At 47.4% G+C, this 22567-nt stretch carries 20 protein-coding genes and 1 pseudogene; 13 read left to right on the forward strand and 8 right to left on the reverse strand.

Annotated features, from left to right (window positions below):
* Window positions 1-2 precede the first annotated feature (2 nt).
* A complete protein-coding gene (locus J2736_RS26995) occupies window positions 3-1496 on the forward strand; it encodes an ABC transporter ATP-binding protein (protein WP_310501683.1) in 1494 nt (497 codons plus the stop codon).
* Window positions 1487-2284: an energy-coupling factor transporter transmembrane component T family protein gene (locus J2736_RS27000; RefSeq protein ID WP_310501684.1), complete on the forward strand. Its 798-nt coding sequence runs from the start codon at window positions 1487-1489 to the stop codon at window positions 2282-2284. The genes J2736_RS26995 and J2736_RS27000 overlap by 10 nt, the downstream gene beginning before the upstream one ends.
* Before the next feature lie 69 nt (window positions 2285-2353).
* Here the strand turns inward: J2736_RS27000 and J2736_RS27005 are convergent, their stop codons facing one another.
* Both J2736_RS27005 and J2736_RS27010 read right to left on the reverse strand, forming a co-directional pair.
* The gene (locus tag J2736_RS27005) at window positions 2354-3715 is read right to left on the reverse strand and encodes an S-layer homology domain-containing protein (protein ID WP_310501685.1); all 1362 of its coding nucleotides are present in this window, start codon (window positions 3713-3715) and stop codon (window positions 2354-2356) included.
* Window positions 3716-3919: 204 nt separating this feature from the next.
* On the reverse strand, window positions 3920-4315 hold the full coding sequence (locus tag J2736_RS27010; RefSeq protein WP_310501686.1) for a hypothetical protein: 396 nt from the start codon (window positions 4313-4315) through the stop codon (window positions 3920-3922).
* A 190-nt stretch (window positions 4316-4505) separates the two neighbouring features.
* On the opposite strand from J2736_RS27010, the gene J2736_RS27015 reads away from it, so the two are divergent.
* The 9 genes from J2736_RS27015 (at window position 4506) to J2736_RS27055 (ending at window position 13431) form a co-directional block, all read left to right on the forward strand.
* Window positions 4506-5219: a FadR/GntR family transcriptional regulator gene (locus J2736_RS27015; RefSeq protein WP_310501687.1), complete on the forward strand. Its 714-nt coding sequence runs from the start codon at window positions 4506-4508 to the stop codon at window positions 5217-5219.
* A gap of 111 nt (window positions 5220-5330) precedes the next feature.
* Window positions 5331-6554: an MFS transporter gene (locus J2736_RS27020; RefSeq protein WP_310501688.1), complete on the forward strand. Its 1224-nt coding sequence runs from the start codon at window positions 5331-5333 to the stop codon at window positions 6552-6554.
* Between the two features lie 38 nt (window positions 6555-6592).
* Window positions 6593-6724 carry a hypothetical protein gene (locus J2736_RS27025; RefSeq protein ID WP_310501689.1) on the forward strand — a complete coding sequence of 44 codons (132 nt, stop codon included), beginning with the start codon at window positions 6593-6595 and terminating at the stop codon, window positions 6722-6724.
* A gap of 285 nt (window positions 6725-7009) precedes the next feature.
* Window positions 7010-7597: a nitroreductase family protein gene (locus J2736_RS27030; protein WP_310501690.1), complete on the forward strand. Its 588-nt coding sequence runs from the start codon at window positions 7010-7012 to the stop codon at window positions 7595-7597.
* Between the two features lie 266 nt (window positions 7598-7863).
* The gene (locus tag J2736_RS27035) at window positions 7864-8898 is read left to right on the forward strand and encodes a LacI family DNA-binding transcriptional regulator (protein WP_310501691.1); all 1035 of its coding nucleotides are present in this window, start codon (window positions 7864-7866) and stop codon (window positions 8896-8898) included.
* Between the two features lie 27 nt (window positions 8899-8925).
* Window positions 8926-10344 (forward strand): extracellular solute-binding protein, encoded by a 1419-nt coding sequence (locus J2736_RS27040; RefSeq protein WP_310501692.1) that lies wholly within the window; start codon window positions 8926-8928, stop codon window positions 10342-10344.
* A 68-nt stretch (window positions 10345-10412) separates the two neighbouring features.
* Window positions 10413-11288 carry an ABC transporter permease subunit gene (locus tag J2736_RS27045; RefSeq protein ID WP_310501693.1) on the forward strand — a complete coding sequence of 292 codons (876 nt, stop codon included), beginning with the start codon at window positions 10413-10415 and terminating at the stop codon, window positions 11286-11288.
* Between the two features lie 6 nt (window positions 11289-11294).
* Window positions 11295-12158, forward strand: coding sequence for a carbohydrate ABC transporter permease (locus tag J2736_RS27050; RefSeq protein ID WP_310501694.1), 864 nt, complete (start codon window positions 11295-11297; stop codon window positions 12156-12158).
* A 16-nt stretch (window positions 12159-12174) separates the two neighbouring features.
* Window positions 12175-13431, forward strand: coding sequence for a CehA/McbA family metallohydrolase (locus J2736_RS27055; protein ID WP_310501695.1), 1257 nt, complete (start codon window positions 12175-12177; stop codon window positions 13429-13431).
* A gap of 272 nt (window positions 13432-13703) precedes the next feature.
* Here J2736_RS27055 and J2736_RS27060 read toward each other — a convergent pair whose 3' ends face one another.
* From J2736_RS27060 to J2736_RS27085, 6 genes are all read right to left on the reverse strand, one after another.
* The gene (locus tag J2736_RS27060) at window positions 13704-14615 is read right to left on the reverse strand and encodes a pseudouridine-5'-phosphate glycosidase (protein WP_310501696.1); all 912 of its coding nucleotides are present in this window, start codon (window positions 14613-14615) and stop codon (window positions 13704-13706) included.
* 4 nt (window positions 14616-14619) lie between these two features.
* Window positions 14620-15750 (reverse strand): carbohydrate kinase, encoded by a 1131-nt coding sequence (locus tag J2736_RS27065; RefSeq protein ID WP_310501697.1) that lies wholly within the window; start codon window positions 15748-15750, stop codon window positions 14620-14622.
* Window positions 15751-16066: 316 nt separating this feature from the next.
* On the reverse strand, window positions 16067-16474 hold the full coding sequence (locus J2736_RS27070) for a hypothetical protein (protein WP_310501698.1): 408 nt from the start codon (window positions 16472-16474) through the stop codon (window positions 16067-16069).
* A gap of 188 nt (window positions 16475-16662) precedes the next feature.
* Window positions 16663-19263 (reverse strand): Ig-like domain-containing protein, encoded by a 2601-nt coding sequence (locus tag J2736_RS27075; RefSeq protein WP_310501699.1) that lies wholly within the window; start codon window positions 19261-19263, stop codon window positions 16663-16665.
* Between the two features lie 301 nt (window positions 19264-19564).
* Window positions 19565-20854, reverse strand: coding sequence for a glycoside hydrolase family 18 protein (locus J2736_RS27080; RefSeq protein WP_310501700.1), 1290 nt, complete (start codon window positions 20852-20854; stop codon window positions 19565-19567).
* A gap of 423 nt (window positions 20855-21277) precedes the next feature.
* Window positions 21278-21859, reverse strand: a complete 582-nt coding sequence (locus J2736_RS27085; RefSeq protein ID WP_310501701.1) for a TetR/AcrR family transcriptional regulator — start codon at window positions 21857-21859, stop codon at window positions 21278-21280.
* A gap of 242 nt (window positions 21860-22101) precedes the next feature.
* On the opposite strand from J2736_RS27085, the pseudogene J2736_RS27090 reads away from it, so the two are divergent.
* Window positions 22102-22239 (forward strand): annotated as a pseudogene (locus tag J2736_RS27090) (YiaA/YiaB family inner membrane protein); the annotation flags it as partial.
* Complete coding sequence (locus J2736_RS27095; RefSeq protein ID WP_397341743.1) at window positions 22216-22536, forward strand: YiaA/YiaB family inner membrane protein; 321 nt, start codon at window positions 22216-22218, stop codon at window positions 22534-22536. The pseudogene J2736_RS27090 and the gene J2736_RS27095, both read left to right, overlap by 24 nt.
* Window positions 22537-22567 lie beyond the last annotated feature (31 nt).

The raw sequence follows: 22567 nt of genomic DNA on the forward strand, positions 1-22567 counted from the left end.
AGATGAGCAAAGGAATGAGCGTTACGAATCTACGGTTAAAATATCCCGGTGATGACGCCCCCCTGATCTTTCAGGGGGTTTCCTTTTCCATCAAATGGGGTGAAAAGGTGCTGCTCCTTGGACCTAGCGGCAGTGGCAAATCGACGCTGCTTCAGGTATTAAGTGGCATTGTCCCGGACATGATTGAGCTTCCACTCAAGGCGGATGAGATTCACAGGCCTGACCGATGGGGCTATGTGTTTCAAGATCCAGATACGCAGTTCTGCATGCCATACATCGACGAAGAGATCGCCTTTGTGCTGGAAAATCAGGAGGTGCCGCGGGAGGAGATGCCTGCGCGCATTCGGCATTATTTGAACCTGGTCGGGTTACATTTGTCAGATGCACACACGCTGATCAGTACGCTGTCACAAGGAATGAAACAGCGATTGGCCATTGCCAGTGTGCTTGCGTTAGAGCCAGAGGTGCTCTTTCTCGACGAGCCCACGGCGTTGCTGGATGATGAGGGTACGAAGCAAATCTGGGATACCATTCGGACCATAAGCGACAACAAAACCCTCGTCATCGTAGAGCACAAAATTAGCGGCATGCTGGATCTTCTCGATCGGTTGATCATTTTGACACCAGAAGGAAAAGTATTGGCAGATGGACCTCCGCTTACGATGTTCGAAGCGTATAAAGAACAAATGAGGGAATATGGCATCTGGTATCCCGAGGTATGGGAAGATTACGCCAAGGAGAATGAGCAGGGGAATCGGAGCGCAGGGACGCCGAGTGAAGCACCAGAAATCGTAAATCCCATTGAGCCTGTTATGGTTTTCCGGGATTTCGTCGGACTACGCGGCGGGCAGATCAAGACCTCTGTGGATAACTTCAGCGTATATCCAGGCGAATGGATCACCGTTGTCGGTGCCAACGGTGCAGGCAAAAGTTCGCTCCTCCTCGCGATCATGCGGCTCATCCCAACCCGCGGTAACTGTGACATCGCGGGCGTGAAGGGCAACAAAGTCGAGCAGCTTGCGGAGCAAGTCGGCTTTGTGTTTCAGAACCCGGAGTTCCAGTTCGTCACGAACTCCGTGCAGGAAGAGCTGACCTATGGCTTGCCAGAGGGTCAGGCGAAGGACCAGTGGGCAGCTACGGAGTGGCTGCTTCGCGAATACGACCTGCTCGCGTTGCGCGAGCAGCACCCGTTCCAGCTCTCGCTGGGCCAGAAGCGCAGGCTCAGTGTGGCTTCGGCGATGGTTCGCCGGCCACGCATCCTGCTGCTGGATGAGCCCACCTTCGGGCTCGATGCGCGCGGCACGCTGCGCATGCTTGAGGGGCTGGAGCGGCTGCGCACCAGCGGAACCGTGATCGTGATGGTCACGCACGATCACGAGATCGTCCAGCGCTGGGCTACGCGCGTCTGGCAGGTTGATGCGGGGCGTGTGACGGAGATCGCGTCAGCCCTCGCTGTGCACGCTGACACGGGAGGTGAACCGCTGCTATGCAAATAACGTTCAGCTTTCGCGAGACGTGGCTGCATCGGGTGAACCCCGGGGTGAAGCTCATTTTATCGATTGCGCTATTCATCGTGGTCATCTTCACCCATAACATCAATATGATGCTGTTTCTAACGATCGGCGCGATACTTCCGCTAGCTTTGCTGTCTGGGCATCCGGCTAAGCGCTTACTGCTGTATACGTCGCCGTTCTTGCTCCTATTCATCTCATCCTCACTGGGGATGATGATGTTCGGTACAGGTGAGACGTTGTGGTATCACCTTGGGATTATACGAATCACGGAGGAGAGCTTCTACCGCGGCATACATCTTGGTTTACGCGGTATGCAGGTAGCCTCCGTTGGCTTGCTGTTCAGCTTGACCACTAGGCCTGTCGCGTTGTTCTACGCAATGATGCAGCAGTGGAAGGTCGCGCCGAAGTACGCGTACAGCTTCTTGGCAGCGCTGCGCATGCTGCCCGTCATCCTTGAGGAGTTGCAGACGCTTCGCTATGCACTCAAGGTTAGGGGCAAACCCAAGCGCCAGAATCCGCTCACTGGCTGGTACACCACGATGCGGATGATCGCGATTCCGCTGCTGGCTCAAAGCATTCGCCGTGCCCATCGGACGGCGGTGGCGATGGAAGCGAAGCGTTTTTCGATGAGTCGCCAACGAACTTATTATTATGTATCCTCCTACTCCAAGGTAGATATCTATTACATACTCTACTGGATTGTGCTCATCGCAGCCGCTTACTGGCTAGCCGTGACTTGGCCGATTTTGAACAGTGTAGATGTGCGATAGGCTGCCTTGTCATAGAAAAAAAGAGCAACCCAATCCCCGAATGGGGAAGGATTGCTCTTTTATTTTTGCTTAGTTTTTCACTAATGTAATGTAGCTTGTAGCTTTTACTCCTGATGCGGATACGGCTGTAAGTTCAAATGATGTCACATTACCTGTTACTTTTACAGTACCATCGGATTCGACCATGACGGAGCCAACAGCAGAACCTGCTTCGCCTTGTATATCATTCGTAATAAATAAAGTGCCTAGAGCAAACTTGTAATCTTTAACATCGGTGCCTTCATATTTATTGTCATAGCTATCAATAGCCGTAAGATCCATAGCATCATAGGCATTGAAGTTACCCGTATACACACTACCAACAACTGTCATCGTTTCAGTAATGGAAGTTTCCCCAGCTGTTAATGTTTTCACAGTCACAGGGTCGCTTTGAACCGTTACGGTAACATGCAATTGTTTAGCTTCCCCATCACCAATTTTTACCATGACACTTACATCAGCTGTTCCTGGTTTATTTCCAATTACATAAGCATGATGATCGGAGCTAAGACCTACTTTGGCAATGCTGGAATTGGAGGAGAAGACGGACTGTACAACGCCAGGAATGGCAATTTCTTCACCAGCTGCTGAGGTTACTTTTATTTTAATTTCTTTCGCAAATTTACTTATCGTAGGATCTTCCGCATCCGCTTGTGAGACACCTGTAGCTGAGCTGGTAAGGCCACTATCAATGACGCTAGCTATCTTGTAATCACCTACAATAGATACATTGCTTGGGTTAGTTGGTGTTACAACAGGAGGCTTCTGAGCGTTGAAAGCTTCTTGAGCTCCAAATGAACTAAGCACGAGATCCTCACGTGTTGCGGCTTGGTCGCCAGTTTTACTAGTTGGATGAATACCAAGCGCAGTGGCTTGTTTAATTGCATCGGTGTACCAAGGCGAACTTGTCATAGAAACCGTTTTGCCTAATCCTTTAAGAAGCACGGTATCCAACTGGGCTGCAGTAACGGACTCGCCAGGCAGGAAAGTTGTATCTGTCACACCGTCGATGAGACCGGCTTTTTTGGCTGCTTCAATATAAGGGATCGCCCAACCATTAGCCGTGTCATCTGCATGAACATCGGTGAAGCTGGACACCTTAACTGTAAGATCAACCGGGATATTGTAAATTTTCGTAGCTACTTTAGCGAATTGTGCACGCGTCATATTTTGTGAGATTCCGAAAGTGTTATCCGAAACGCCCTCAAAAATACCATCAGCGATCATACGATCAATTTTAGTTTTCAGAGCTGCGTTGCTTCCAGCCAAATCAGTGAAATCAGCGCTTGTTTTAAGGGCAGCGGAGGCAGGCTGAACCAGTGCTAAAGAAGCGAATAAGGTTAATGCTACGGCAGAAGTCGAAATAAGCTTAAGTTTATTAGTTGTTTTCATATAGAATAGGCCTCCTTGGCATGTTGCAAAATTTGTGTATCTAGCAATCTAGTGTTTCAGGTGCTGGTCTTGTTGCTATAACTATAGCTTGCCTGATCATCCACGTCATTGTCAAATTTCTGGCAGTCTCACCATGAGAGTGCTAATTAAATGTTAAAAAAGAGCAATCCTTTCGCCCAATGTGGGTTGGATTGCTCTTTTTGCCTATTCGCCCCATTTGAGCATGAGTGTCAGTTGGCAGCAGGGATTGTCTTTAATGCGCGGACCTACAATGAAATGAACAGCGCTTGGCGAGTACGTTGTTTCAATAGCGGATTCATAACCGAAGGTGTGTATGATGCGATCGACTTCTTTTTTATTCCCACTCTGAGCGTTTGTCATCAATTGTTTAGCAATTGCGGGGTCCGTGAGCTTTTTGACGAGAAGGGAGGTATCTTTCAATAGATGCTCAGAGATAGACGCCGAGGTGGAGAGTGTTTTGGTATTCACAGGTGGAAAGTCGCGATCCCACGCCCAGTAAGGTGCATAGTGGTATGGATGGGTCGGATACAGATGATATTGTACTGGGGGATAAGGATACAAGGTTGGGTCATTGTACAAGGAGACCGGCCCCTTTCTGTAAAATGATGAGCACTAGCAATATATGTAAGATGTGGGCGAGTGTGCATGGTTAGGCTAGGAAGAGCGGGTATTAAGGAGAAGTTGTTCATAAAAAAAAGGATGAGCTTATTCTTATTCTATAGAAAAATCCAAAAACAGCTGATATACTACTCATACAGGAGATGATCAGATGAATTCAAAAGTATCTTTCCAAACTCTCCGCCGCCCCAAGCTTGTCGATGATGTTGTGACACAGCTGCAGAAGAAAATTTCTGACGGTGAGCTTAAAATAGGTGATAAAATTCCGACAGAGCCGGAATTAATGGAACAGTTCGGCGTCGGCCGATCTACCATTCGTGAAGCTGTACGGGTGCTTGTGCACGCGGGTCTGCTGGAGAAGAAGCAGGGCTTTGGGACCTTTCTAACGGGGCATTCCGATGCTGCCATGCAGGAGCCGCTAGTCAACCGATTGCGTCGGGCTGAAATATTAGAGGTTTACGAAGTCAGGAAAATGCTGGAGCTGGAAATATCCAGACTTGCTGCGGAACGCCGGGACGAAACGGATTTGGAACAGATGAGAGAAGCGCTGCACCAACGATTAAAGGCGCTCGAGAGTGCAAATATGGACGCTTATCTAACGGCGGACTTGGCATTTCATCAAGCAATTGCCGTCGCGAGCAAGAACAGCATTGTTGTCGATCTGTATCGTTCATTTTCAGCGGTACTCTTGGAAGCTTTAACGAATTTAGTGAAGGATGAGCAGGTTCATGATCACCATCATCTCTTTCACGTGAATTTGTATCAAGCCATCCTAGATCAGGATGTCGCCGCTGCGGAGAATTGGACGCTTCAAAATCTGGAGGGGACCGTCCAGCAAGTCAGAAAGTTCCTTCAACAGGAGTAGCTGTCGCCAACATCAAAGTCGAAAAGAGTAAAGTGGCTGACACTACTGAGCTCTTTCTCTTCTATAAATTGAAACATCAGATGATATGATGATAAGGAGTGATTTTATTTTATGCAATCGACAGCAACAACAGCTGCAACGAGCTCAGCGCAAGATCAGGCACGTACCGTGTACGCCATCTTATTTTCCATCAGCTTAGTGCACTTATTAAATGATTCCATTCAGTCGGTTATCCCCGCCATTTTCCCGATTTTGCACGACTCCTTGCAGTTAAGCTTTACGCAGATCGGCTGGATCGCTTTCACGCTTAATGTGACGGCGTCCTTGTTCCAGCCTCTAATTGGGTTGTATACCGATGCGAAGCCGAAGCCCTATTTGCTGCCCATCGGTGTTGTGTTTTCGCTGATAGGTATCGTCGTCTTGGCCTATGCGGGAACCTTCTCGCATGTCATCATGGCCGTTATTCTCGTCGGGTTAGGGTCATCTGTGCTGCACCCAGAGTCTTCTCGGGTAGCCTACTTAGCTGCGGGTCCTCGGAGAGGGCTGGCGCAATCGATTTTCCAAACAGGCGGGAACATTGGTCAGGCGTTGGCTCCTGTGTTTACAGCACTTATTTTCGTACCGTTAGGTCAGTTCGGGATCATTTGGTTTACTTTTGCCGCGGCAGCGGGGATTATCATTCAAGTGTTCGTTGCAAAATGGTATCAAGGCGCGATTGTCGTACGCGCTGTAGCGCGAAAATCGGCTGTTGTGAAGAAATCACTGCCTAAAAAAACAGTCGCCTATGCGTTGTTTATTCTAATCATGCTGCTCTTTTCTAAATTCGTTTATGTGGCGAGTATGACGGGGTTTTACGCGTTTTATTTAATGGATCATTTCGGCGTCACTACAGGGAAAGCGCAGCTTGTTATTTTCATTTTGTTAGCTGCTGGAGCCGTCGGTACCTTTATGGGTGGACCTTTAGCGGACAAATTTGGTAGACGAAATATGATCTGGTTCTCCATCCTAGGGACAGCGCCATTCTCCTTGCTGCTTCCATTTGTGAGCCTCTTCTGGTCAGCGGTGCTATGTGCATGTATCGGGTTCATTCTGTTGTCCGGCTTCTCTGTCATCGTGGTCTATGCGCAGGAACTGTTGCCAGGCAAGGTTGGCACGGTGTCGGGCCTATTCTTTGGTCTAGCGTTTGGCTTAGGCGGCATCGGTTCAGCGGTGCTGGGGACGCTGGCGGATGCGACTAGCATTGGCTTTGTGATTCAGTTGTGTGCATATTTGCCGTTGCTAGGACTGCTTGCAGCCTTTTTGCCAACGGATAAAAAATTGAACATGATGAATTAATGGCATGTGTACGGAAGTGGGGAATGTTTCTGCGACGAGTGGTACCAATCGAAATTCATTTAGCTGGAAAAAGTACAGCTATTTCAGCTGATTTTGGCCTGTTCAATAGATTAACTGGAAAACCTACAGCTATTTCAGCCCTTTTTCCCGACTTTGCTAGAAATGATTGAATTTAGCTGTAGAATATCCAGTTATTCCTGAAAAGTCGGTTATTTCGGCTAAATTAGCTACATGAAATCCAGTTATTGTTTGGATAGTCGGCAATGAAGCGTGCGGAGTTCTGGGGTTGCTGTTTGGAGTTTGAAGCAACACTAGATAATGACAAGAGATCCCATGCTTTCCTTTCAGGAAAGCATGGGTCTTATTTATTTTGCAGCATCAGGAGAATAGAAATTGAAATAAACGTGGGGAAGCTGTAAATTAAGGGGTATCTAGAATTTTAAGGAGTGGGAAGCATGGATGTGAAAGAAGCGATTCGCGAGCGACGCAGCATTGGGAAGCTGAAACAGGACCCTATCGAGCAGGCGCTGATTGAAGAGATATTGGAAGCAGCCGTCTGGGCACCAAACCATGCGCATACCGAACCATGGCGGTTCTGGGTGATGTCAGGCGAAGGCAGAAAGCTGTTGGGGCGCGGATATGCCGAAGTCGCCATTGCAGAAGCGAAGGCAGGTGCAGATGCAGCGCTGTCGGAGGAAGAAGAAGATCAGCTGCGCAGCAGCAATGAGAAAAAAGCGTTCCGAGCTCCGCTCGTTATTGCTGTAGCGGTCTCCCCGTCGGAGAAGCCGGTCGTACCCGTGATTGAGGAGTATGCAGCTGTACACTGCGCTGTACAAAATATGATGCTAACCGCACATGCCCTTGGCTTAGGCACCATCTGGCGTACCGGTGATCCGACGTATCATCCGAAAATGCAAGAGAACTTCGGTCTTTCAGGCAAAGAAGAGATGGTCGGCTTTATCTATGTGGGTTATCCTGAAGTCATTCCAACCAAGGCAGCGCGTGTTCCTTTTGCCCTAAAAACACAATGGGTGACCGAGTAACTACCATATATAACTTGAAGTGAGAAGAAGAATTAGTGGCAGAGTTAAAGCCGCTAGTTCTTCTTTTTTGTTTTATGTAAAAAGGAAATCGTCGAACCGGTTTCATGATTTTTTGCATTTTACATGCTGAAAATACAAGGAAAACCTTGATTTTACTGACATTTCCTTATTTCAAAGAAGCTATTTTATTTACAATTCATTTATTCCGCCATGAAACTGTGTTGATAAAACCGGTTTACTATTAAGAAGAAGTGAGGCGAGCCCATATGGCAAACATAGATGATGTTGCGAAAGTAGCTAGGGTGTCCAAAAGTACGGTTTCCAACGTGTTTAGCAAGAAGAGACCCATTAGCAAGGAGGTGTCAAAGCGCGTTCTGGATGCTGCTCTGGATCTGAACTACAGACCGAATTACTGGGCTCGAAGTCTAGCGAACAAACGGACGAATATTATTGGACTTAATATGCCGGGTGAGCAGGTGAAATTCAGTCAGTTTCATCTTGGCCTTTTTAATGGCGTATTAAGAGAGTGCTACAGCCAAGGCTATCGCTTGCTCGTGAATTCACTATCCATCGAATTCTCCAAGCAAGTTGAATATGTAGCGACAGATCCTGTGGATGGTGATATTCTTCTCGATCCCGCTGAGAATGATGAACGAATCTCAGAACGAATCTTGCGCAAACTGCCGCTCGTTGTTATTGGAAGACCGCATCAAGAGTTTGAATCTAGTGTGTCCTATGTCGATAACGACAACATTGGTATGGGGCAACTAGTTACGGAACATCTGCTGCAGCTAGGCCATACGCACATCGCATTTCTGAATACGCAGAAGGAACGAACGGTGGCGCAAGATCGCGAGTTGGGTTTCATTAGAGCGTATCAAAAAGCGGATGTGCCTATTGAACCTAAGCTTATTGTATACAAAGATAAAAAACTAACATCGACGGCATATGGCTATCAGATGACCAAACGATTACTGGCTTCTTACCCACAGATTACGGCCATTATTACGGATACAGATAAAGTAGCTTTGGGCGTTTACCAAGCTGCCGAAGAGCAAAACCTGCGAATACCAGAGGACTTATCTGTGTTCGCGTTTAGCGACGACTCGATTTATGGTACTGAGTTTAAGCCCCCGCTGACTGGTGTCAGGCTGAACGGAGAAGTGTTAGGGAGTGAAGCAGCCAAGTTGCTGATTGAACAATTGCGGGAACCGAATCCCATTGTGAAACGCATCTTAATTCCAGCGAGCCTCGTGTTTAGAGACTCCTGTGCCAAAGTTAAAACCGATCCTACCAAATAGAGAAGAACCCAATAGGAGGCCATACCCATGTTGAATAAAAAAGCAGGAATGATCGCAGCCGTTGCCCTATCGACTAGCTTACTTGTGACGGCGTGCAGTACGCAAACAGGAACAGAATCACAAGCAAGCTCGCCTAGTGAGACATCCAAGCCAGCCAAGCAAGAAACACTGCGTATACTCAGTGGTGTTGTCGGAGGGAAGACGCCAGAGGAGAACGCGTTATTTGAGAAGGAAGTTGAACGGTTGACAGGGATTAAGGTAACGATTGAGAAACCAGCGGCTGACTACGATAAGAAGCTATACGCAGCTATTGCAGCTGGAGAAAAGTATGACCTCATTTATATGGGGAAGGGCAATATGGACGTCTTAGTTGAACAAGGCGCACTAACGCAGTTAAACGATAAGATTAAAGCCTCGAAAGTGCTGTCAGACCCGAAGGTCATCCCTACGAAAGAATGGGACATGATTACTTACAATGGCGGCAAAATCTATAGTGTATTTAATAAATCGGAAGGCGGTACGCTGCCTACGGTTCGTCAAGATTGGATGGACAAGCTTAAGCTGCAACAGCCGAAAACATTGGATGATTTCTACCAAACCTTGAAGGCGTTTAAAGAGAAGGATCCAGACGGTAATGGCAAGGATGATACGTACGGCTTGTCCACTGCAGGCTTGTATGATATTCAAGGCTTTATGAGTGCTGCAGGGGTGAAGTATAAATATGTGATGGATGCGAATGGCAAACGTTCGATACCTTATGCGACTGATGCAGCCGTTCCGATCTATGAGTGGTTTGCCAAGCTGTATAAGGAAGGTATTCTAGATCCTAACTTTGCAACCAATGATTCAGGCAAAATGAGAGAGCTATTTTTAACGAACCGTGTAGGTATGGTTACGTACTGGGATGCATGGGTAGGTCTCTTTAACAATATGAAGAAAACGGATGATCCTAAATTTGTAGCGAAAGCAATTCCGGGTGCAGTTGGACCTGACGGCAAAGTGATGCTTCGTCGCGGAGACCCGAGCGTATGGGGAATTCCAGTGAATGCCGAACATGTGGATACGGCAATGAAGTTCCTGGAGTTTTGGCAGTCGGACAAAGGAAACATCCTGAGTACATTAGGGATTGAAGGGACAGATTACACAGTCAAAGATGGGAAATATTCGTTAACGCCTGATGGTATTAGCCATGGGATGGACCATGGAGCACCATTCCCGAACAACACCAACTTTAAGAATCCGATCGGGACATTGCCAGGCGCATTAGAAGGACGCCAAATCATTTTTGATAACAACGCGACGATTGAGAATTCCACGAAGGATTGGCCAAATGCCGAGAAAATTGTCACGAACTATGCGTTCCAAGCCATGATGGGGAAAATGCCAGCGGCAGATGCCGTGAAGAAGATGCGTGATGAGCTGAAAGCCGTGAACTTAATTGACTAATGAGCAAGAGGGGGCGGGGATTACTCCCCAGCCCTCGCTTTACTTTTCACAGACTAGGGGGAAAACAAGTGACAGCATGGGCTCGCTATCGTGTGTTGTATGTCATGATGCTACCAATTGTGATCTATTTTGCGATTTTCTCATATTTCCCGTTGTTTAAGGGCCTGCAAATATCGATGCAGAAATTCCGAATGATCGGAGATCGTCCCTTCGTAGGGCTTGAGAATTATCAAACGGTTTGGCATGATCCGATATTCTGGCGCGTACTGGAAAACACGCTCGTGATTGGTGCGGGTATGCTTGTTCTTGGCTTTTTTGCACCGATTATTACAGCTCTATCTTTAAATGAAGTACTCAAAATGTGGTTTAAAAAGCTAACACAAATGGTCATCTATTTACCGCATTTATTCTCATGGGTTGTTGTAGGCGGGATATGGATCATGATGCTGTCGCCAGACGGCGGATTTGTTAATGAGCTGCTGAAGTTTTTAGGAGCTGCGAAGCCGATTCACTTTTTTGCAGAGGTCGATTATGCGCGTTATTTAATGATACTGACGAATACATGGAAAGAAATGGGCTTTACCTGCATTCTCTACTTGGCTGCAATTGTCTCCATATCCCCTTCTCTATACGAAGCTGCTCGGATGGATGGAGCGGGTCGCTGGCAGCAAATTCGCTATGTCACCTTACCACAGCTTATTCCGACCATGAAGGTCGTTACACTTTTGAATATGATTGGTATGCTTCGCATGTTTGATCAAATGATGATTCTGAGTAATCCCGTTATTGCTCGGAAGGTGGATGTCTTGATGACCTACACGTACCAAAAGGGGATCCTTGAGTTTAACATGGGTGTCGCATCAGCAGCAGGCTTCCTAGTTGTTCTGGCAACGCTAATTCTGGTGTTTGCGACTAGAGAATTAATCCGGTATGACGAGGAGTGAATTCGTGTGAGAAGTAAATCGTTAACTAGACAAGACATCCCCTTTCAAATAGCCAATGGTCTCTTCTTGTTGTTGCTTGTGGCAACCATGATTTTGCCGATTTGGAATACGTTTATCATTTCGATTTCCTCTAATATCTCATCCATGCATGCGGGGCTTCAGTTATGGCCATCCGAGCTAAGTATGGAAGGGTACCGAACGGTATGGCAGCGTGTTGAGCTGTGGAGACCTTTTGGCATGAATGTACTCGTCACCGTACTCGGCTCATTCGCACATGTGCTGCTCTGCGCGATGGCGGGTTATGTGCTGCTGCATAAGGGTTTGCCTGGACGGAAGCTGCTGACGAGCTTTATTCTACTGACGATGATGGTGCCGAATGAAGCTGTTATGATTCCTCTTTATGTGGTAAATAAGGAGCTTGGCCTATTAAATACGGTTTCCGCACTCGTTCTGTATGGCTTGATTTCAGGCTTCAGCATCCTATTAATGCGGAATTTCTTTGGTGCCGTATCCTATGAAATGGCGGAGTCGGCCAAGATCGATGGCGCTGGTGAGTTTCGCATTTTCGCTACGATGTATGTGCCGCTAGCTAAACCGGGATTAGCAACAATTACTTTATTTGAATTCGTATCCCGATGGAACCAGCTGACGCCGGGGCTGTTATACATTACGAATCAGAAGCTATATACCCTGCAAGTAGCGCTGCGCGCACTGGTCATTCAATCGGATGCCACGAGCAGTAATTTATTTATGACACCTAATGTACGGATGGCTGGCGTTATGCTGGCACTTATACCGCTCGTCGCGATTTATCCGTTTGTTCAAAAATATTTCGTCACCGGCCTAATGGTCGGAGCAACGAAGGAGTAGGGGGAATGAAACGCAAATGATCATAACTCGTCTGATTACAAATGAGGAAGCGGATCGTTATGTGGAGGTGCCCTTTCAGGTTACGAGCGGCACGGAACGCATTCACGTTCGAATTGAGGTAGAAGCGAATGGACCAGGGGATTGTGTCATTGATCTAGGAGTTAAAGATTCCACCCGTGTAAGAGGTTGGAGCGGGGGCGCACGCACTGAATTTTTCGTCGAGGCAGAACAAGCGACTCCTGGTTATATTCCCGGTGAATTAGTGGCAGGTGAGTGGGCTGTATTGCTAGGGACGTACCGGATTCCGCCTGCAGGCTGTACGGTGCGTGTTGAGGTGACATGCATAACGATGCAAGGCCGCTGGCTCAAGGGCGATCTCCATATGCACACGGTTCATAGTGATGGAGCATGGACGGTAGCTGAGAATGCGAAGATGATGGCAGAGCTAGGCTGTGATTTTCTTGCGATGACCGACCATAACACCTATAGTCAAAATCTTACGTATCCGAAGGAAACGGGTATCGTGTTGATCCCTGGCATGGAGCTGACGACGAATCATGGACATGCCAATTTTCTGGGAGCGGTTCGCCCTGTCGAGGATTTCCGCGCTGTAAGCTCGGAGCAGGTGCAGGATCGGATACAAGAAGCAAGGAGTAACGGTGCACGTATTGTACTCAATCATCCGCACTGCCCCAACTGTGGGTGGGAGTGGGCTTGGTCCGTCGATTGCGATTGGGTAGAAATCTGGAATGGTCCTTGGCGGGAGGCCAATCAACGAACACTGACGTGGTGGCACGAGCAGCTTTGCAGCGGCAAACGCATGATTGCTGTAGGCGGCAGTGATTTCCATCGTCAAGGAGGCTACGTCAAGCATAGCATGCCGACAACTTGGGTGTATGCAGCTAGTCGAACCGCCCAAGGGGTATTGGATGGCATTGATACTGGCCGTGTGTTTCTAAGTTTTTCACCGGAAGGGCCAACCCTAGAACTTCATGCAGGGATATATCACATGGGCGATGTAGTGCCTGCGCAGGCACCAGAGCGTCAGGGCAAGGTTGTGCTTGTAGTTAATGAGCTGGAGGTTGGCGATACGGTGAAGCTGATCTCAGATCGGGGTGTGGAGGTCACCTGTGTTGCGCACCATGAGCGATCACTGGAGTTGTTGGCTGAAATGGAAGGGAGGACCTTCTACCGTGCAGAGGTATGGCGTTATTTCAGTGAGGTTCAAGAGACACTTCTCGCGGCTGTAAGTAATCCGTTGTATATGGATTGATTTTCATCTCTTTAGTTTGATTTAGCCGAATTAATCTCAGTATCCGCGGAGGTAAATCTCGATTAGTCCGAATTAGCCTAATTAAATCGCCTAAAGTGGGCCGCAAGTAGGGGAAATGAGCGAATAGTTCGGCAGAATCGAACTATCGGCCTGTGGCCGAGGGGAAACCTGGATTTAGTTCGGTAGAATCGAACTATCGCGGGTGCGAACAGGGTGAATGCAAATAACAAAGGAGCTGAGGGATAATCCCATAGCTCCTTTGTTATTTGGGGTTAGTTCTTCAGCGCAACCGCAATCCTTGCGGCGGTCTGCGCGTTGTGGTAAACGAGCGCGATGTTCGTCTCCAGGCTGCGCCCCTCCGTCAGCTGCTTAATCCGCGCTAGCAAGAAAGGCGTGACCTTTTTGCCGGTCACGTTTTGCTCTTTGGCCTCATTCAGCGCCTGCTGGATGACGGCCTCGATCTCGACATGGTCCATAGCGGATTCCGCTGGGACCGGGTTCGCGATGACGGCGCCGCCGCGTAGGCCTAGCTCCCACTTTGTGCGGAGCATAGCGGCCACGTCAGCCGCCTCATCGAGGCGGAAATCTACGCCGTAGCCGCTCTCGCGGGCGTAGAAGGACGGGAACTCGCTCGTTTGGTAACCAACCACGGGCACACCGTGGGTTTCCAAGTACTCGAGCGTACGGCCAATATCGAGGATCGACTTCACGCCGGCACAGACGACGGCGACGTCTGTTTGGGCAAGCTCTGTCAAGTCAGCGGAGACGTCCATCGAGCTTTCACCTTCGCGGTGTACGCCGCCGATTCCACCGGTAGCGAATACCTCGATGCCAGCCAAGGCAGCACCGATCATCGTCGCGGAAACGGTGGTAGCGCCGATTTTGCCGGAGGAGAGGATATAAGCGAAATCGCGGCGGCTTACTTTTTCAACATGGCCATTCGTTGCGAATGCTTCGAGTTCCTCTTCGTTTAGGCCGATCTTGATTTTGCCATCCATGATCCCAATCGTTGCTGGTACAGCACCGTTGTCGCGGATAATTTGTTCAACTTTTTTCGCCATTTCAATATTTTGCGGGTAAGGCATACCATGGGAAATAATCGTCGTTTCAAGAGCTACGATTGGTTTATTATGGGCTAGTGCATCTTTCACTTCTTCTGTAAAAGTTAATGAGGTAGATAACATGGGTTTAGTCTCCTTTAGTCATGTTGTTTATCGTAAGGTGTAAGCGTTCCTCGTTCAGATCACTGGACGTCGATTCACTGGTTTGTAGCGTAATATGCGCAGCCGCGAGGCCGTATTCACAGGCTGTGAGATAAGTATGGTCATGGGTAACACCATAGACAATACCGGCTAGGAACGCATCTCCAGCACCCGTTACTTCGATTACCTGAGTCGGTATGGACGGGAAGAATTGTTGGCCTTCTTCACCTACATAGAGCACCCCTTGGCTCCCGAGTGTAATGAAAACATGCTTCACACCACGCTCGCGAATAATTCCGGCAATTTTGGAATGGTCAGGCTCTACATAGAACATATCAATGACATCTTGGTTCATGGTTAGCGGTGTGTGAGCTAATTGAACGGCTTCCTCTAAATTTGGGAAAATAGCCGTTACCCCTGTTAAATCAGTGGGAAGCTTTTTTGATTTCTCCGAGGAAACCGGATCGATGAAGAGGGGGATGTTCTCCTCCTGACAGCGGCGGATCAGCTCCTCCAAAGTATCGCTCGGCAGGTTCGTATCTGCGATCACGAGCTTGGCAGAGGCAATATGAGACCATTTATCCCTCAGCATCGCTGGTGAGAATTTATCATAAATGTCCATATTGGCAAAAGCGAGAAACATCTCGCCTGACGTATCGAGGAGCGCGGTATAAGATCCCGTATTCTCGCCATTGAGTACGATGGCTTGGCTGACGTCGACGCCTCGGCGCCTTGTTTCTTCTAGTACCCATTGGCCTGCTTTATCGTCCCCCACCACGGTGAGGAGGGATGTTGGACAGGCTAGTCCAGCTAAAGCTTCAGCGATGTTGCGAGCAACGCCGCCACATGACTCCGTGACCGTGACCGGATTGGAGGTGGCTAGTCGGATGGCATGCTTGCTGAGGGCTTTACTGTCGAGATTCGCTCCGCCGATGCAGAATACCGTATGCTCATCGGAAGTGACATAGGCTCTGCCACGAATCGTTCCCTTTTTGGTCAGTGACGCAATATAACCAGCTACAGCAGATCGAGAAATACCGATGAGACCGGCCATTTCATTCTGCGAAATGAATGGATTTTGACGGATAAGCGCTAGGATTTGCTGTTCACGATCCATGCAAAGCTCCCCTCCTTCGTCGTACTCCCTTTATTTTAACTCACTGGAAAACAAATGTCCATTCGATGGACAAATGTTCTAGGGGTGTGCGAATGCTTGGTCAAGAACTAGCAGCAGCAAGTGCTAGAGTAGTCCGTAAGTCGAATATTTCGACTACTTCCCCTAACATAACGAAAGCCTACCCACCTTCACACTGAAAAAATGTGAAATGGAGTAGACTTTTTAGACACAGTCACGTCCGCGTGTCTTCATTGTTCTAGAAGCGTTGCTGACGCGGACTCCTCGACTCAACTTGAATCGCTTCATTGCCCCAAAACTACTTTGTATACGAAGAATTGGAGCGGGACCCGAGTCCAAGCAGACCAAGTAATCCTAACAAACCGATGTAGCTGTACCAGTGTCTGGTTTTATCTTTGGGCGGCGCAGCTGCGACGGACTGAGCTTTAAGCGTAGAAACGTTCAAGGCTGTTGGCGGTGTAATCCCATACGCAGCAGCATGACCGTTCAGGTTGGTTGCAGGGAGTAAACGGGTATCTGCCCCTGGCATACCAAAGGGATTGGTTTGATACATCGTAGGAGAACCATTCTTCAAGCTCTGCAGGTTTTCGGTCTGTGACGTATGTCCACTATGATCGTGGGCATGCAGCCGATATTGATGTGCCCCAAGCAGAAGAGAGAAGGTAAGGAATGAAATAGAAACTAATTTGAAAGATCGGGTAACCATTATCCATACCTCCAGATAGTAAGTAGATAGGGGTCATTCGGTGTAGGTAAGCATATATTCCCCTGTGAGCGAGAAGTTATGCATGAAGATCGATGGGATCGTGGAGGCTATAGCCGCGTCGACAGAACAAAAAAGAACCGTCACCCCCTAAATAACTAGGAAGACAACGGTTCTCGACTCTTTTTACTTTATTTCGTGACGGTTACTTGAACTGTAGTTCTCATATTGCCGTAAGTAATGGTAATACGTGCAGTTCCTTTTCCAGTTGCTTTGATAACGCCGTCCTTAACGTCTGCGTTCATGATGTTGGATGTTGTCCATAATGCTGGTTTGGTGACATCATCCTCAGATCCATCCGTATAGGTAGCTATTGCTTCAACTTTAGCCGTTTCGCCTTCCTTCAGCGTTAGCTTAACGACATTAGTTTTTAAATATTTCAAAGTATCGATCTCGACAGGAACGGAGACCGTTTTGCCACCGAAGGATCCAGTAATGGTAGTTTTTCCTGAAGCTGTCGCTGTGAAAAGACCTTTCTCAACAGTACCTAGCTTATAAGAAGCGACTTTCCAAGTTGCGTTTTCTGTGACGTCTTTCGTAGTACCGTCGGACAAAGTTGCTGTTAATTTCAGTTGCGTTTGAAGACCACTTTTAGTTACAAAATAGGATTTATCTATGGTTAAGCCATCGATTAAACCGATTTCTACAGGAACAGAGACAGATTTTCCGCCATAAGTTGCTGTGATGGTTGCTTTACCGCGGGCAACGGGAGTAACTAAACCTTTTGAAACCGTAGCAATACTGGTATTGCTTGACTTCCATTCAATACCTTCTGTAACTGGAATGTCTGCATCGTTATCATCTGTTGCTGTAATTCGGATTAGTCTCGTTTCATTTAAATCAAAAACTAAGCTAGCGACGTTGGCTTTTAACTCACTAGCCATATCCACTTTTACTGGAATTGTAACTGTTTTGTTGTCCAATTGAGCGGTAATCGTAGTTTCTCCGGACGCGATGGCTTTTACGACACCTTTGTCAACAGTTGCAGCTTTAGTATTACTGCTTGTCCAAATGACATCTGTGGTTACAGGTTTCTTATCATCGTCGGTATACACCGCTTCTGCAGTAAGGGTTGCCGTTTCACCTTTTTTCATAATTAATTTTTCTTGGCTGATCGTAAGAGTTTTCAACTCGCCTACCGAAACCTGTATAGTTGCTTTACGTGTGCCGTATTCGGCAGTCACTGTAGCAGCACCGGTAGCAATACCGGTGATGACACCGTCACGCACTTCAACAATATCTTTATTGCTTGATGTCCAGATGACCTCATTATCCAAATCATCAACGGTGCGGCCTTTGAAATAGGCAGAAATTGTGACTGGAGCGGAATCTCCGACTTGCATATTCACTACTTTTTGCGTTGGTATGATGTTGATTGGGACGTCGACTTCGACGCGGGTTGTTGTTGTTTTACCGCCATAGGTTGCCGTTATGTTAGCTACACCGGATTTGTATGTTGTCACATTTCCCTTAATTACCGTAGCCACTTTTTCATTATCTGAGGTCCATACAGCTCTGTCTTTGACTAAGTTATCTGTGGAAGCATCAGCATAAGTAGCAAATAGCTCAAGCTGCTGAGTTTCTGTCGCTTTCAAAATAACGAGCTCGCTGCTCACAACCAAACGACGTGGAACCTCAACGTCAACTTTCGCTGTGACTGTTTTGTCCCCATACTTCGCAGAGACCGTTGCTTCGCCAATGGCGTTACCAATGAGCTTGCCTTTGGTTACAGAAACGATACTCTCATCGCTGGAAGTCCATTCTGCACGATCCGAAATATCCGTAGGCGTAGTGCTTGTTGGATAGGTTGCGTTAAGCGTTAACGTACCTGGTCCATTTTTCTTTAACAAAATACTTTGTTTATCTAACTCAAGTTTCACCGTACTGTCTACATCAACCGTAATTGTCGTTGATTTGGTACCATAGGTTGCCGTTAAAGTCGCTTTACCTACACTGTAGCCGGTAATTTTCCCTTTAATCGCATCTGCAATTTCGGGCTTATCTGATGTCCACACCGCTTTATCCGCGACAGTATCAACTTTGGTCCCATCTGGGTAAGTTGCCGTTAGTTTAAGATCGGTAGTTCCTTTCAGAAGCAAAGAGACGCTAGGCACTTCTGGATCAAGACGACGAACAACCTCGACATCGACATCCAAAACGATCGATTGATTCATATGAGATACCGTGATGGTCGTGCTTCCCGGATTTTGTCCTTTAACTAATCCATTCGTCACTGTAGCGATGGAGCTAGATGCGACTGTGTAGTCTGCTTTGCTTGTTACATCTGCAAAAGTGCCGTCGTAATAATATGCCGTTATCACCACTTGGCTCGTTCCATTGAGACGAAGATCAAGGGTTTGCTTATCGGTGGTTAAGGATTTGACTTTTTTGGTAACCGTTACGTTAACGATGACAGTCTCACCAAGATAGGTGGCTGTAATGACGGCATTACCTTCTTTTTTGGCGGTCACGACACCCGCGTAGACAGTTGCTACTTCGGTTGTGCCAGAGTTCCAATCGGTTTTGACCGTTGCGTTCTCTGTGGAACCACTTGTGAAAACAGCCGTTGCTGTCAGATTAGCTGTATCGCCAACCTGCAGGTTAAGCTCATTTTTGTTCAGAACCAACTTTGAAATGTCAGTCGCGGCGAAAGCCATTCCTGCAAAGATAGCTTGACTTGCCAGGACGAAAACAATAACGAGCGACAACCATTTACTGTGACGAAACTTCATGCTTTAATTCCCTCCATTTTGCTGCAAGTATGAATCGAAAGATGTCGAAATGTATGCTAGTTATATCGGTTTTTGGCAGGTTAAAGTGAATGTTTGTCACACAATAGACACACAATTGGAGGATTGTAAACGGGATGTAAACACAATTTGAACATTGGTTGAAAATAGGAGGTGCCGCGACTGTTTTGTCAATTTTATACGAAACGAGCTGGCATGCCGTCTCCCCGTCTTGAAACGAAAAAAGAATCCGCTTCACGGACCCTTCTTACAGATATTTCCTTATAATCAGATGTTCATCTCGTCAACTGCGTTTTACAATTTTAAAGTTATCTTGGAGCAACAACCAGTTCTGCGGGAACTTAAGTCCAAGCTTCCAATAACTAATCCCACGAAGTCCGAGCTCTTGAATTAAACGAAATTTAGCCTGAATGGAGCGAGCATCTTCAAACCAAACAGTATGTTCCTTACCCGCATCATCCCAATAATTAAAATGAGGAGCTTGCGCGGTGTAATCATATAGAATTTGCGCGTTATATTTACGGGCCAGATCAATCGCTGCCTGTGGAGAGATCGCTTTAGCATAGGCCCCTCCTTGGACAAATGGCAGTGTCCAGTCGTATCCATACAAGTTTTGGCCCATCATGATTTTGGAGGCGGGCATTTCACTGCGAGCGTATTCCAGCACTTTGCGAACAGGTCCAATTGGGGAAACGGCCATCGGAGGCCCCCCGCTATAGCCCCATTCATACGTCATGATAATGACGAAATCAACGATTTGGCCATGCGCTTTGTAATCATGTGCTTCGTACCATTGCCCGGCTTGTGTTGCGCTTGTTTTAGGAGCAAGCGCGGTGGACACGAGATAGCCTTTCTGATGGAAGCGATCTACTGCTTTTCGTAGAAATTTGTTGTACGCCTCTCGATCCGTAGGGAGAAGATGTTCAATGTCGAAATGGATATCTTTAAATCCGAGCTTTTCCGCAGTTGTTTCGATGTTCTGCAAAAGACGATTTTGAACGGCCTCGTCGGTCAAAATAATGTGACCCAGCTCTGCGCTGAACTGGTCATTCTCGAGGTTCGTGACCACCATCATAAGGGTGACACCGTGCTGCTTTGTGATGTCTCGCAGATGATCAAGCGGCGGCTGGACTAAGGTTCCATCGCGGTTAATGCGGAAACTGAAGGGAGCTAGGTAAGTTAAGTGCGGAGCAGCCTCACGTGCTGCTTGAACGAGAACTGGCGAGACATCTGTGCCTCGAGGTTCAACATAAGCGTTCACTTCTGCTTGCGTACGCGGGGTTGGCGGGATATATAAGCGGAAACCGCTGGGTAATGTTTGATATATCGTAAGTCCATTGACAGAGGCTAGCGTGTCTAGATCTATGCCGAGCTTTTGCGCGATTCGGAAAAGTCCTTCGCCTGGTTGGACCCAGTAGTAGGAGCCTACAATCGGAATCACTAATGCCTGTCCGATGACTAATGTTTGACTGGGGGTTAGTTCATTTGCCTCAGCGACTTCCTCAACCGACACGCCGTAGGTCTGGGAAATGCGATATAACGTTTGTCCTTTCTGGACAACGTGAATTTGCATAAGTTGTGCCTCCTTAAAAAAAATGACTGAGCCTCCATATAAGGCAGCCTCAGGAGTGAAATACGCTAAAAGCACAACTGAGACGCTCAAAGTAGGAGGCTCAGGAGATGGGAAGTCGGAAATGACTGTATCCGAGCCTACTTTTTTTCCACTTCAGAATGGGCAAGTTGCGGGCTACCGAAAAATGCTTTCTGATTGGTCATACAGCGAACATCTACCGAGGTCCCCATGAATGATCGTCACTTGATGGGGGAGAATGGCGGTTGCGCTTCTCTGGAATAGCCGCGGTAAAGGTTTTCTCATATGTTATTCGGCAAGTGGGCGATAGGTGAATGTCTTGGGGGAAAAAGATAAAGAGCTCGCCTATCTGCACGAGAAGATGTACAGATAGGCGAGCTCTACCGCTGCGGTTGCAGCAAACAACTACTTTAGCAAATGAACTAAAGTCGTAAGGGTTTGACCTAGCAATGCGGGATCCTGGTTGGCATGCTGCAGAAATAAGGCGCCTTCGAGTGTAGAGATGAGGAGCCCAGCGACAGCTTTTGTAGGCAGATTAGGAGAGAATTCTCCTGTCCGCACCCCTTCGAGAAGCAGTTCATTAACCAAGTGGATCTGATCTTGAAAAAATAACCCCACCTTCCTTCTGAGTTCCTGCGCCTCCTGCGGCATTTGAGTATACAACGTTAGAAAAGGGCAGCCAGCTAAAGAGCTAGCTTCCGTGCTTGTTATGCTTTGATAGAACAGATTGAAACGTTCCTGAACACATAAGTCCGAACGGGCAGCAATATCCTGCATCAGTTGTGTATACGTTTGGATAAGCTCGTCTAATATCGCAGATAGGAGTTCTTCTTTACTTTTAAAATAATAATAAATATTCGTCTTCGACACCGTGCTGGCGTGCACGATTTCATCCATACTCGTGGCCGAATAGCCTTTGGTGAGGAAGAGATTCGTAGCGGTCTGAAGCACAACGTCTCGATTAGTTATTCTTTTTGTTTTTGTCATGAGCAGTACTATAAAGTGCTGAAAAATAATTGTCAAATCAACCCTGCACACATTGGAGACTAATGGTAGTTATGTTATGAAGTCTTAGGAGTAGGTACTATTGGAAAATAGTACTATTTAGAACGATCGGATTGCCATATACTCAGTAACAAGAGCAGGTCATTCACAGCGTTGCGAGGCAACGATAGGGGGATATTAAGATGATGAATCAACGGAAACGGAATACAACAGCTTTTACTTTTATGGCGTGGGCGTCTTTTATTGGAGCTTTCGTGGCCATGTTCATCGGGATTTACACGCTTGAAGAATCACTTAGTGTGAAGGGATATTTTGCGGTATGTGCGCTGTTTCTCACGATGTCGGCATTCGTACTCCAGAAAGTTATTCGTGACAATTTGGAGGATGGGTTCGAATCGCGTAAGCGGAATACATCGGCTTTTACCTTCCTAGCGTGGAGCTCGTTCGCCTTAGCATTGCTAGGCATGTTCATCGGCATCATTAATCTCGATCAGATTCTTTCGGTCAAAGGGTACTACGCTGTAACTGCTTTGTTCCTGACCATGTCTTCGTTTGTTCTGCAAAAAACAGTGCGTGACAACAATGATGACGAAGCTTTGAACCCCGCGCTACACGGGCATTCAGCCTCTCATTCTAATGAATTGAAAGTGGAAGAGTAGTCTAGCTGGTGAGCCATTACTTCATATAAAT

The sequence above is a fragment of the Paenibacillus qinlingensis genome (assembly GCF_031455095.1).
Classification (GTDB): Bacteria; Bacillota; Bacilli; order Paenibacillales; family NBRC-103111; genus Paenibacillus_E; species Paenibacillus_E qinlingensis_A.